14 protein-coding genes are annotated in these 10818 nt (G+C 64.6%); 5 read left to right on the top strand and 9 right to left on the bottom strand.

Annotated elements, in window-relative coordinates:
• Positions 1-81: 81 nt before the first annotated feature.
• Complete coding sequence (locus NKJ06_RS22515) at positions 82-465, top strand: hypothetical protein (protein WP_352634632.1); 384 nt, start codon at positions 82-84, stop codon at positions 463-465.
• Between the two features lie 129 nt (positions 466-594).
• A complete protein-coding gene (locus NKJ06_RS22520) occupies positions 595-1080 on the top strand; it encodes a hypothetical protein (RefSeq protein ID WP_352810647.1) in 486 nt (161 codons plus the stop codon).
• A gap of 20 nt (positions 1081-1100) precedes the next feature.
• Here the strand turns inward: NKJ06_RS22520 and NKJ06_RS22525 are convergent, their stop codons facing one another.
• The 5 genes from NKJ06_RS22525 to NKJ06_RS22545 are packed head-to-tail and all read right to left on the bottom strand — an operon-like array spanning position 1101 to position 3463.
• Positions 1101-1406 (bottom strand): urease subunit beta, encoded by a 306-nt coding sequence (locus NKJ06_RS22525; protein WP_352634636.1) that lies wholly within the window; start codon positions 1404-1406, stop codon positions 1101-1103.
• 2 nt (positions 1407-1408) lie between these two features.
• Entirely contained in the window at positions 1409-2002 is a 594-nt protein-coding gene (locus tag NKJ06_RS22530; protein ID WP_352634638.1) for a HupE/UreJ family protein, read from the bottom strand.
• A gap of 31 nt (positions 2003-2033) precedes the next feature.
• Positions 2034-2288: a DUF1272 domain-containing protein gene (locus tag NKJ06_RS22535; RefSeq protein ID WP_352634641.1), complete on the bottom strand. Its 255-nt coding sequence runs from the start codon at positions 2286-2288 to the stop codon at positions 2034-2036.
• A 10-nt stretch (positions 2289-2298) separates the two neighbouring features.
• Positions 2299-2601, bottom strand: coding sequence for an urease subunit gamma (locus NKJ06_RS22540; protein ID WP_023760238.1), 303 nt, complete (start codon positions 2599-2601; stop codon positions 2299-2301).
• Between the two features lie 28 nt (positions 2602-2629).
• A complete protein-coding gene (locus tag NKJ06_RS22545) occupies positions 2630-3463 on the bottom strand; it encodes an urease accessory protein UreD (protein ID WP_352634643.1) in 834 nt (277 codons plus the stop codon).
• 214 nt (positions 3464-3677) lie between these two features.
• On the opposite strand from NKJ06_RS22545, the gene NKJ06_RS22550 reads away from it, so the two are divergent.
• From NKJ06_RS22550 to NKJ06_RS22560, 3 genes are all read left to right on the top strand, one after another.
• Positions 3678-3932: an acyl carrier protein gene (locus NKJ06_RS22550; RefSeq protein ID WP_013528393.1), complete on the top strand. Its 255-nt coding sequence runs from the start codon at positions 3678-3680 to the stop codon at positions 3930-3932.
• 5 nt (positions 3933-3937) lie between these two features.
• Positions 3938-5146: a beta-ketoacyl-[acyl-carrier-protein] synthase family protein gene (locus tag NKJ06_RS22555; RefSeq protein WP_352634645.1), complete on the top strand. Its 1209-nt coding sequence runs from the start codon at positions 3938-3940 to the stop codon at positions 5144-5146.
• Between the two features lie 168 nt (positions 5147-5314).
• Positions 5315-6019 carry a glutathione S-transferase family protein gene (locus tag NKJ06_RS22560; protein ID WP_352634647.1) on the top strand — a complete coding sequence of 235 codons (705 nt, stop codon included), beginning with the start codon at positions 5315-5317 and terminating at the stop codon, positions 6017-6019.
• A 25-nt stretch (positions 6020-6044) separates the two neighbouring features.
• Here NKJ06_RS22560 and NKJ06_RS22565 read toward each other — a convergent pair whose 3' ends face one another.
• The 4 genes from NKJ06_RS22565 to NKJ06_RS22580 all read right to left on the bottom strand — a co-directional run bounded on the left by NKJ06_RS22565 (position 6045) and on the right by NKJ06_RS22580 (position 10439).
• Positions 6045-6392: a hypothetical protein gene (locus NKJ06_RS22565; RefSeq protein WP_352634649.1), complete on the bottom strand. Its 348-nt coding sequence runs from the start codon at positions 6390-6392 to the stop codon at positions 6045-6047.
• An 85-nt stretch (positions 6393-6477) separates the two neighbouring features.
• Positions 6478-7098 carry a nucleoside/nucleotide kinase family protein gene (locus NKJ06_RS22570; RefSeq protein ID WP_352634651.1) on the bottom strand — a complete coding sequence of 207 codons (621 nt, stop codon included), beginning with the start codon at positions 7096-7098 and terminating at the stop codon, positions 6478-6480.
• 112 nt (positions 7099-7210) lie between these two features.
• Complete coding sequence (locus NKJ06_RS22575; RefSeq protein WP_352810651.1) at positions 7211-8311, bottom strand: hypothetical protein; 1101 nt, start codon at positions 8309-8311, stop codon at positions 7211-7213.
• Positions 8312-8624: 313 nt separating this feature from the next.
• Positions 8625-10439, bottom strand: a complete 1815-nt coding sequence (locus NKJ06_RS22580) for a methyl-accepting chemotaxis protein (RefSeq protein ID WP_352810652.1) — start codon at positions 10437-10439, stop codon at positions 8625-8627.
• Positions 10440-10818: the final 379 nt, after the last annotated feature.

Raw genomic sequence — 10818 nt, forward strand, 5'->3', positions numbered from 1 at the left:
CACTTTCTGATCCCATTTGGCGTTTGAGGTTAGGGGGCCACCCCAAAACGACCGTTTGCCAATCGATGGAAAGGAAAATCCATGCGCAAAACGATAGTTCTTGCCGCTGCCGCTACCCTGATGCTGGCGGGCGCCGCCCGTGCCCAGCAGCAACCCGCGCAACAGCCCGCTCCGGCGCCGACCACGCCCGCTCCGGCCACACCCCAGGCGCAGCCTGCCGTACCGACGATCCAGAGCGTCAACATCGTCGACATCACGGAGCTGCCAAAGGACACCCAGACGCAGGTCAACCAGGTGATCGCCCAGCGTGGCGATGACGGCTTGAAGAAACTGCGCAGCTCGATCGACGCCACGCCCAAGGTCAAGTCCGCGCTGGAGGCCAAAGGGCTCAGCTCGGCGCAGGTCGTCGCCGCCAGCATGGAACCCAACGGCGCGCTGACCCTGATCACCAAGAAGGCGAGCTGACCAGGCAGCGCGGCGGGCCGGCATCCGGCCCGCCGGCCGCATTGGGAAGGGAACCTTCGCCGGGCGGGATTCGTTTTGTCGTTCTCGCGCTAAACCGCGTCCCGAAACGAGTTCTCTCAGGAGCGAGCGATGGCGATCACTCCCTTTTCCGCCCAAAGATGGCTGCAGGCAGTCGCCGCCACGGCGTTCCTCGCGGCCACCGGTCCCGTTGCCGGACAAGGTGTCGAAAGCACGGAGACCGTCAACCGCATCATCGGTTCGCAGGTCAAGCAGGAAGAGGCCAAGGCCACCGCTGAGGCCGGCAACGTCAACATTGCGATCGACCGGACGCGTGAAAACATCGGCATGGTGCGCAAGACATCCAAGCTCGACAAGGTCGATATCGTATTCCTGACCGACGCCGCGCGCACCGAAGGCGGCCCGCCGGCAGTAATCGAAAGCAAGATCAAGCAGCATCAGGACGATATTGCGGAATTGCGCAAGGAGATCGAGGCCAACGCGCTCTTGTTCAACGCCATCGAGTCGCGGCGCGTGCTTGTGCAGGATGTCCTCGCCGTCGAATTCGACGATCCCGGAAAGGTCGTCATCTACGCCGCGGCCAAGCCGTCGAACTGAGCCGAGCGCGCTGGGAAATCTCACAGCTTGCCCATCACCTTCTGCTGAAATCCGTAGACCTCGCGCTTGCCGCCGAGCGGCACCAGTGTCACGTCGCGCTCCTGTCCCGGCTCGAAGCGCATGGCCGTGCCGGCGGCGATGTCGAGGCGCATGCCTCTAGCAAGCTCGCGGTCGAACTTCAGCCCCTCATTGGTCTCGAAGAAGTGATAGTGGCTGCCGACCTGGATCGGCCGGTCGCCGCTGTTGGCCACTTTCAAGGTGACGGTCGGCAGACCCTTGTTCAGGTCTATGTCACCGCCCGCCGTGATGATTTCGCCCGGGATCATCTTCACAGCACACCGAAGACGAGGCCGGCACCGATCGCCGCGCAAGCGGCACCGGCAGCGCGGGCCAAGCCACGGAACCGGATGCCGAGACCGAGCCCGGCGGCGATGCCGGTGGCATGGAGAGCCGCGGTGGCGACGGCAAAGCCGGCCATGTATTCAAGCCCTCCGGCATTCTCCGGCACCTCGGTGCCATGGGCGTGGCCGTGGAACAGCGCGAACAGGCCGATGATCGCGACGCCGGCCGAGACCGGCAGGTCGACCGCCAGCGCCACCAGCAGCCCGAGCACCACGACCGATGCCAGGATGCCCGGTTCGACGAAGGGCAGCGGCATGTGCAGCATGCCGAGCGCGCCGCCGGCCAGCATGACGCCGACAAAGGCCGCCGGCCAGGCAAGAACCGCCTTGCCGCCCTTGAGCGCTGCCCACAGTCCGACCGCGATCATCACGGTCATATGATCGACACCGGAGAGCGGGTGCATGAAGCCGGCCATGAAGGAGGAGGTCGTGCCGATGCCGACATGGGCATAGGCCGGCATGGCAGCGGCTAGAAGCAGAATTGCGGAAAGCGAAGCGCGTTTCATCGGAGCGGGGATCATCGAAATGCCTTCTGGTTAAGGGTCGTTGTGTTCATGCCGCCTTACGGGGACCGCAGCCTTCGGCCTTGAGCACCCGCCTGGTCGACGCCGGATATTTCTTCAGCATCGCCACTGGCCGGATCGGCCGCGCCGAAAAATTGCCGCCGCAATTGGGGCAGGTGCCGCCCAGCACATGCTCCACGCAGTCGGCGCAAAAGGTGCACTCGAAGGTGCAGATCAACGCATCTGTTGCCTCCGGCGGCAAGTCCTTGTCACAGCATTCGCAGTTGGGGCGCAGCTCAAGCATCTTCTCCTCCTCACCGTATCGGTTCGTGCACGGTCACCAGCTTTGTGCCGTCGGGAAATGTCGCCTCGACCTGCACGTCGTGGATCATCTCGGCGATGCCTTCCATGACTTGCGCGCGGGTGACGACATGGGCGCCGGCCTCCATCAGGTCGGCGACCGGGCGGCCGTCACGGGCGCCCTCGACGACGAAGTCGGTGATCAGCGCGATCGCTTCCGGATGGTTGAGCTTGACCCCGCGTTCGAGCCGCTTGCGCGCCACGATCGCCGCCATGGCGATCAGCAGCTTGTCCTTTTCCCTCGGCGTCAGGTTCATGCGTTTTCCCAGGCTGGTAGCGACAGGCCTACAGTGACCATAATTTGGGCAACCCCGCCCTTCCGTTGAGCAATTCGACGAGTGGAACCAGCCGCTGGCGCAGCCGGTAGCCATCCCCGGCGTAGAGCCTCGCAAGAAGCTTGCCAGATTTCTTGACGCTCCAGGCGCTGGCGCTGCCCTGGTCGCCGACGATCTCCAGAACCGGGTCGAGCAAGGCTTCGGCCCGCGGCGACACCAAAAGCAGCGTCGCCATCGCGATCGCGCCGCCTGCAACCGCCGGCCGATCGAGCGTGGCGGCGATATCGGGTCCGATGCGGAAATCCTCCGCGTGAATGAGGAAACCATCCTGGCGGATGCGCCAACGGTCGTGGAAATGGCCCTGCGCGGCGCGTTCGCCCATCGCCAGGCGGCCGAAGACGGCGGCTTCCAGCACCAGCGCCTCGGCGCCGGCGGCAAGCTCGACGTCGAGCGTGCGGGCAAAGGCCGCCCGGTCGAAGACGATGGTTTCCTGCGGCAGCCAGGCGATGCGGCCGTTTTCACCAACCGACAATTTGACCCGCACTTCGGCACGGTCGGATGCCGCCCGGTAGATCTTCTCGCAGGCCTGGGTCGTGATCGACACAGAGGCGGCCGCGCCGACATCCACGTCCCAGGCGATACGGTCGCCGCCCGTCATCCCGCCGGCGGTGTTGATCAGCACCGCTTCGAGCGGATCGGCCGAGACAGCCGGCATCCTTATCTTGGCGGCACCGTCCTGATAGAGGCGCCGCAGGCGCGTGCGACCGTCACCGAGAGCGCAGGAAAGCCGCGCCACGCCCGCAACGCGCTGCGTCGAAATCTCGCCATGTTCAGCCGTATCCATGCCAGCACGTTAAGCACTCCGGCGGCTTTGTCGATATGGAGTTCGATATAGCTTGTTGCTTGACAACGTTTCGGTTTCTATAGAGGGAACCACCTTGGTACGGTCACGCAGCGCTTGGCGGGGGTATAAAACGACGACGGCGGCTTGATACCAGGAGAAAAGGGGCGCTGCGCAGTTGGCGTCGGGAAACGCGACATAGTGGGGAAGAAACCGAATGGCCGACCAGCTGGCAACGGATATCATCGCGAAGATCAAGGCTCATGCCGAGCCGGGTGGCGAGGAAATCACCACCACCACCGAATTGACCTCGCTTGGTATCCATTCGCTCGAGCTGACGGAGATCATCTTCGATCTTGAGGAAGAGTATGGCATCGAGATCGAGATGAACACGGTCGACGCCTGGAGCAATCTGAAGAATGTCGGCGATATGGTCGAAGCTGTCCGCGCGCTGATCGCGAAAAAAGCCTGACCTGAATGCGGCAGCGCGTCGTTATCACCGGCATGGGCGGCATTTGCGGGCTCGGCACCAGCGTACCTGCGATCTGGAACGAGATGCGCGCCGGCCGCTCGGCCATCGGCCAGATTACAAGTCCGCAGTTGCATGACCTGAAGGTCAAGGTCGGTTGCGAAATCAAAACGCTTCCCGATCACGGCATCGACCGCAAGCAGACCGTGTCGATGGACCGCTTCAGCCTGCTGGCAACCATTGCGGCGCGGGAAGCCATGCAGCAATCCGGCCTGGTTTCGAATGAGGCCACCACCTATCGGATGGGCACCGTCGTCGGTGTCGGCGTCTGCGGCTGGGAAGCCATCGAGGAGAACTATCGAGCCATCCTGATCGAGGGCAAGAACCGCGCCGGCATCTTCACCGTGCCGAAGGTGATGCCCAGCGCGGCATCCGGCCATGTCAGCATGAATCTCGGCCTGCGGGGGCCGGTCTTCGGTGTCACCTCGGCCTGCTCGTCGTCCAACCATGCCATCGCCTCGGCCGTCGACCAGATCAGGCTCGGCCGCGCCGACGTGATGGTTGCCGGCGGCACCGATGCGCCGCTGGTCTGGGGTATCCTGAAGGGCTGGGAAGCGCTGCGGGTGCTGGCACCGGACACCTGCCGGCCATTCTCGGCCGACCGCCAAGGCCTGTCGCTTGGCGAAGGCGCCGGCATGGCGGTGCTGGAAAGCTACGAACACGCCATGGCGCGCGGCGCCACCATCCTTGCCGAGATTGCCGGCGCCGGCCTTTCCGCCGACGCGTCCGACATTGTCGCACCGACCATCGAAGGGCCGACGGCCGCCATGCGCGCCTGCCTGGCCGACGCCGGGTTCAATCCCGAGGATGTCGACTATCTCAATGCCCACGGCACCGGCACCAAGGCCAACGACCAGATCGAGACGGCGGCGATCAAGCGCGTCTTCGGCGACCATGCCTACAAGCTTTCGATGTCGTCGACCAAGTCGATGCATGCCCATTGCCTCGGCGCATCGGGCGCGCTCGAGATGATCGCGTGCGTGATGGCGATCCGCGAAGGCATCGTGCCGCCGACGGCCAATTTTCGCGAGGCCGATCCCGATTGCGACCTCGACGTCACGCCGAATGTGGCGCGTGAGCGCAAGGTGCGCGCCGCGATCAGCAACGGCTTCGCGTTCGGCGGCACCAATGCGGTGCTGGCTTTCAAGGCCGTCTGATCCCCGGGGGTGCGCCAGGCGGTCGGTTCCGTTGACTGTCCGTGCACGGCGAAACGTTCACCGCCATATTGATCGTGCCGTATTGATCGTGCCATGTCGCGCGTCTAATTCTTGGCCGCCCCCGCCAAAACCGCGCCGCTCGGCGCGAATCCCCATCAGGAGTTTTCCATGGCCGACCTGTCCGCCTTTCCGATCGCAACGCGCTGGCCGGCCAAACATCCGGACCAGATCCAGCTCTATTCGGCGACAACGCCGAACGGCGTGAAGATATCGATCGCCCTGGAAGAACTCGGCCTGCCCTACGAGCCGCATCTGGTCAACATAGGCAAGAATGAAAGCTGGACGCCGGAATTCCTGTCGCTCAATCCCAACGGCAAGATACCGGCGATCATCGATCCGAACGGTCCGGACGGCAAGCCGATAGGCCTGTTCGAATCCGGCGCCATCCTGCTCTACCTCGCCGAAAAGACCGGCCTGCTCATGCCCGTGGACGCGGCGCGCCGCTACGAGACCATCCAATGGGTGTTCTTCCAGATGGCCTCGGTCGGGCCGATGTTCGGCCAGGTCGGCTTTTTTCACAAATTTGCCGGCCGTGAGATCGCGGACAAGCGCCCGCTGGAGCGCTATCGGGATGAATCGCGGCGGCTGCTCGGCGTGCTCGACGGCAGGCTGAAGGGCCGCAAGTGGATCATGAGCAATGACTACACCATCGCCGACATTTCGCTGCTCGGCTGGGTGCGCAACCTGATCGGCTTCTACGAAGCGCGCGACCTCGTCGGCTTCGACGATTTCGCCAATGTTGCGGCATGGCTGGAACGCGGTCTTGCGCGACCGGCAGTGCAGAAGGGCCTGACCATCCCGGCCAGAGCCTGACGCAAACCAGCGACCTTAGAGAAGGCTACTTTGCCTTCGCCTTGGCTTTCGAGCCGCCCTTGCCCACCATGGATGCTGCAAGCGATGCAGTGCCCCTGGCGGCGATGACGACGGCGCCCGCAGCCACATTGGCCGCAGCCTTGACCGTGCGCATTGCGCTGCCCGAAATAGAACCGTCAGCGCCTGCCGGTTTCTTGGGCTTTGCGGTTTTCGGCGCGGCTTTCGCAGCGGCCGGCACCACTTTTTTCGGCGCCGCCTTGCCGAAGGTCGGCTTGGTGTCCTTTGAACGCGCCGCGACCGCCGGGCCGGCGCCTGCCTTGGATTGGGTTGCCTTGCCCTTGGAGGGCGCGGGCTTTCTTGCCTTCTGTGCCATCGGACGGACTCCCTCTTTGGCAGAATTGCCTTATCGGCGATAACGGCCTGAAAGTCTTAAGGTTCCCCTTGCGCAATCCGTAGAATCAAGCGGGTTCGCCGATCACCAGATCGGCGGCCCGGCGGCGGGCAATAACCCGGTCGATATTGGGCATGTCGTTGGAAGCGATCCAGGCGCGCGCATCCTCGTCGGAGCGGCCATGCTCGTGCCAGCGCTCCAGCAAGCGGCGCTCGAGTTCATTGCGCGGCACGTCGACGAAGATCGTGAAATCGAACAGCGGCGCCAGCCGCGACCACGGCTCCTCGTCGAGCAGCAGGTAATTGCCTTCGACCAGGATGAATTTGGTCTCGGTGGCAACGATCGAGGCCGCGGCGCGCGACAGTTCCATGCTGCGGTCGAAGACCGGGATGGCGATGTCGGGCTCGCCGGCCCGGATACGCTTCAGCAGAGCCTCAAAACCGGCAAAGTCAAAGGTTTCCGGCGCGCCCTTGCGCGCGCGCAGGCCGCGCCGCTCGAGCACGGCGTCGTCATAGTGGAAGCCGTCCATCGGCACCACTTCCGCCGCACCTTCGGGCAGCAGATCATGCAGCCTCGCCGACAGCGTCGACTTGCCGGCGCCCGGCGGACCGGCAATGGCGACGATAAAGCGGTTTGCCTTGCCGGCGCGCTTGAAGATGGTAGCGGCGAGATGGGCGATTTCGGACATTGGAGCCTCTCTTGCAGGAGCTTCATATCCACCATGTTCCGCATGATGATTTCGGCCACATCTTGGCGGCAGTTCGTGGAAATTTCAAACTCCGCGGCAGCGCAATCCCGCCTCAGGCGGCCGGAGGCTGCCCAATACGCAGGAAATCGCTGTCGAACGGAACCTCCCGCGTCGCACCGCCCGCTGCCAGCCGCATTCGGCCATCCGCTGTCGTGACCTCCTGTGGCGGCTCGCCGCCGGACAGGGGCATCGCGCCGATGACATGGCGGAAGGAAACGCTTTGGCCTTCGCCCAGCGCAAAGGCTGTCGCTACCCCTTCGCGCTTCAGCCAGTTGTCGCCGATCGAGGCGGCATGGCCGACGGCGGCGCGGCCGTCCTCTATGCCGAGCACGCCCAGGTGGCGGCCGCTCCAGGGCGCGTAGTCGCGCCCGCCATTGCTGAGCCACAACATGGTGATCGGCAGCTCGGCCGGGTTCTTCAGCACCAGCACCAGGTCCTCTTCGGCCTGTCGCGCAAGCGCGGTCCAGCCCGGCCCGCCATGATCGGCCTCGACCAGCGTGATGAAATCCTCGCGGCGGTCTTCCATACGGTATTGCGGGAGGTGGAGCGGGCCGCCGCCGGCGGCGGGGAAATGGCTGAGATCGGTGGAGCGCGCCGGATAGGCCAGCATGAAGCGGCCGCGCGCGGGATCCGGCTCCAGCGGATCGTCCAGCGTCGCGGCAAACCGCTTGGGCGAAAAGGCCAGCCTGCCGCCGCCCGTCATCGCCGTCATCGGGTGATGCGCGACCGAGATCGCGCCATGGCCGCCGGAAAACACATGTTCCTGGTAGAGGAAGGGATGGCCGTCGCGCAGCGTCAGGATTTTTTCGACCGTTGCGCCCATCACCTTGTGCCGCAAGCGGTAGACCGCGCGCCAGCCATCATCCGTCGGGGCACTCTCGGTGACATCCCAGGCGCTGTTGGCCGGCCAGCCATGCAGCGGCGCCTCCTCGACATCGCTGCGCGAAAACGGCGCGCAGAGAAAATCGCCGGAGAGGCGAACGGTGCCTTCCGGAAGGTCTTTCGGCAGCGTCTCGTCCGCATCGACCCAGGGTGCGCGGTGCAACGGCTTCAGCTGCCGCCCGCCGCCCTCGACGACCATGTCGGCGATGTGGCCGACCGTGAGGTCGAGCGAAACCGAAATACCCCTGGCCTTGATGGTGCTGACAGTCATTGCGCTCTCACCGATTCTGAAGGCGCAAACAGAACCCCTTCGGCGCCGGTTGCGCAAGGATGATGTCGGGCATTTCGCATATGGATTCTTGCGAAGAGGACCCCCACCCTAACCCTCCCCACAAGGGGGAGGGAACGCTGCCGCGTGCCTTTATTTCTTCTTTGGCGCCGAAAAGACAGGCGATTTCGCCTAGGTCAGCGGCAACGGAAGTCTCCCTCCCCCTTGTGGGGAGGGGTTAGGGATGGGGTCCGTGCCCGGCAGACGCCTCAAGAATTCCATATGCGATAGCCCTCCCCACAAGGGGGAGGGTGAGCTACTGCCGCTTGTACTCCCGCACCGGCGACTTGGTGTCGTCGGTGTAGGTGACCTGCACCGACATCGATTTCACGCTGTCGGCGACCTTGAAATAGCCCTTGGCGTCGTAGGGGATGGCGTAAGGGTCTTTCTTGTCGCAAGGCGGTATCTCGAGCGACTTGTCGAGCGCGGCACCGTTCAGGCTGTAACGCACCTCCTTGATGGCGCAGCGGTAGGACAGCATCTGGGTGAAATAGACCAGGCCGTGGTTGCCGCCGGAGTCGAAGGCGATCCACGACGTCCAGAACTGGTCGAGGATCTGCTTGTTGCCTTGCTGGAGTGCTGTCTCAGGATCGAAACGGATGTCGAACGGGCCGGTTTCGCGGCCCCTGATGTCGAGATATTTGATCGCGATAATCCCGGCCACGGTGCTGTCGGGCATCTCGAAGCTCGGATTGGCCATCGGCTTGCCGGTGGTCTGGTCGTTCATCGCCAGAAAACCGGTGTCGGTGAACGGACCGCTGTCGCCCATGCGCCAGGAGATGGCGGTCGCCGGCTCCGGCAGCGAGATGGTCATCGACCAGCCCTGGTTGGAACGCATCGGCGTCAGAGACGGCACGAAGCGGGCGGGGTCGAGCACGTCGCCAAGGGCGGCCAGCCGGCTGCGGCTGCGGTCCAGCCAGTCGGCCAACTGCGTCTGGTCGACGAAATATTTGAGCAGCGCGCCATCCTTTTCATAGGATACGAACTTGGTCAGCGCCTTGGCCTCGTTGCGCTTGTCGGCCAGCGTCTGGGCGCCGAGGCGGTCCTCCGAAAACTCCTGCGCCAACAGGAAATAGGCCGGCGCGAAATCCGCATTGGCGGCGAGGAAGGCGTTGAGCTTGTCGAGGCGCTGGGCGTCGTCGAACTGCTGGATATGCACCAGCTTGATCGACAGCGCCTTGCCCTTGTCGGCAAGCGCGCCGAACACTTCGCGGGCGCCGGCCTTGCCGTCCTGCACCCTGAGCAGCGTGGCAAAGCGCGTATAGGGGTCGATGGCGTCGACATCGAGGCCGGCAAAGGCGAGGTAGGAGCGCCGCGCATTGAGCATGTCGCCGGAAAGCTCGTAGACGCGGGCATTGTGGTAGAACTCGTCGGGCCGCTTCGGTTCGGCGATCGCTCCGCCCTGCGCGGCAAGCGCGGCAAAACCCTTGGCGATGGTGTCGATCGAGGCGGCGATCTGCTGCGTCGTCGCCTGCAGCTTTTCGGTCTGGGCCTGCTGCTGCGCCTGGCCGGTGACCAGCGTCTCGGTCTGCTTCTTCACCTCTTCGGTGGTCTTTTGCACTTCCGCCGTCTGCTGCGTCTGCTGCTGCTGGGCGTTAGCGATTTCATCGGTTTTTTTCGCCACCGTGTCGGTCGACTGCTTGACCGCTTCCACCGTCTTCTGCGTTTCGGTAACGGTCTGCTCGATCTTGGCCACCTTGGCCGAGACGATACCCATCGACTGCTGCAGCCCGGCGATGGCCGGCACCAGGCTGGCGATCACCCCGTTCTGTGCGTTGGTCTGCTGTTGCAGGCCATAGACGCCGCCGGCGACGGCCGCAGCACTGGTGGCGAAGATCAAGGCCGGCAGCGCCTTGGCCGCCAGCACCAGCTTGAGCACGATGGCAATGGCAATGATCACCGCCGCGACCGAGGCGGCCAGCGCGATGTAGGCGGCGAAAGGCGCCAGCGGGTTGAGGATGTCGGACGCGGCACCCCCGATAAAGGCGACGCTGCCGGCCCATTTGCCGGTACGGCTGAGCGATGCCTTGATAAGCGAAGGTGCTACGCCCCCGGCCCCGATGTCAGTCATGCCAAGCCCCCAAGCCGCCAGATACCATGCCCCTTCCCACAGGAAACGTGGCTTTGGCAAGGAAAGACACGGGAAACGGGCGATTTCGGGGCGGATGGCAAGCCTGGGTCCACGCCCTTGGCAAGCCTGGGTTCCTCGCCCCGCCAAGGGCGGGGAGAGGTGGCTCGGCGAAGCCGAGACGGAGAGGGGAATAGCGCCGGCCGCGCCAGATAAATCCGAGATCTTTCGGTTGTAGTGATAGCGCCCTACGAATTCCCCCTCTCCGGCCGCTTTGCGGCCACCACTCCCCCCCACCGCGGGGGCGCGGGACCCAGTCCGGGCCCGGGCGCGCCCCGGGGGGTTTTAACAAAGACCCGCCCCCCCCCCCCGCCGGGAAGGG

It is taken from the genome of Mesorhizobium sp. M0293, assembly GCF_040321735.1.
GTDB lineage: Bacteria > Pseudomonadota > Alphaproteobacteria > Rhizobiales > Rhizobiaceae > Mesorhizobium.

Bases quoted from the DNA above. Each gene is read 5' to 3' on its own strand.
- NKJ06_RS22515 (WP_352634632.1), top strand. From the start codon at position 82: ATGCGCAAAACGATAGTTCTTGCCGCTGCCGCTACCCTGATGCTGGCG.
- NKJ06_RS22520 (WP_352810647.1), top strand. From the start codon at position 595: ATGGCGATCACTCCCTTTTCCGCCCAAAGATGGCTGCAGGCAGTCGCC.
- NKJ06_RS22525 (WP_352634636.1), bottom strand. From the start codon at position 1,406: ATGATCCCGGGCGAAATCATCACGGCGGGCGGTGACATAGACCTGAAC.
- NKJ06_RS22530 (WP_352634638.1), bottom strand. From the start codon at position 2,002: ATGATCCCCGCTCCGATGAAACGCGCTTCGCTTTCCGCAATTCTGCTT.
- NKJ06_RS22535 (WP_352634641.1), bottom strand. From the start codon at position 2,288: ATGCTTGAGCTGCGCCCCAACTGCGAATGCTGTGACAAGGACTTGCCG.
- NKJ06_RS22540 (WP_023760238.1), bottom strand. From the start codon at position 2,601: ATGAACCTGACGCCGAGGGAAAAGGACAAGCTGCTGATCGCCATGGCG.
- NKJ06_RS22545 (WP_352634643.1), bottom strand. From the start codon at position 3,463: ATGGATACGGCTGAACATGGCGAGATTTCGACGCAGCGCGTTGCGGGC.
- NKJ06_RS22550 (WP_013528393.1), top strand. From the start codon at position 3,678: ATGGCCGACCAGCTGGCAACGGATATCATCGCGAAGATCAAGGCTCAT.
- NKJ06_RS22555 (WP_352634645.1), top strand. From the start codon at position 3,938: ATGCGGCAGCGCGTCGTTATCACCGGCATGGGCGGCATTTGCGGGCTC.
- NKJ06_RS22560 (WP_352634647.1), top strand. From the start codon at position 5,315: ATGGCCGACCTGTCCGCCTTTCCGATCGCAACGCGCTGGCCGGCCAAA.
- NKJ06_RS22565 (WP_352634649.1), bottom strand. From the start codon at position 6,392: ATGGCACAGAAGGCAAGAAAGCCCGCGCCCTCCAAGGGCAAGGCAACC.
- NKJ06_RS22570 (WP_352634651.1), bottom strand. From the start codon at position 7,098: ATGTCCGAAATCGCCCATCTCGCCGCTACCATCTTCAAGCGCGCCGGC.
- NKJ06_RS22575 (WP_352810651.1), bottom strand. From the start codon at position 8,311: ATGACTGTCAGCACCATCAAGGCCAGGGGTATTTCGGTTTCGCTCGAC.
- NKJ06_RS22580 (WP_352810652.1), bottom strand. From the start codon at position 10,439: ATGACTGACATCGGGGCCGGGGGCGTAGCACCTTCGCTTATCAAGGCA.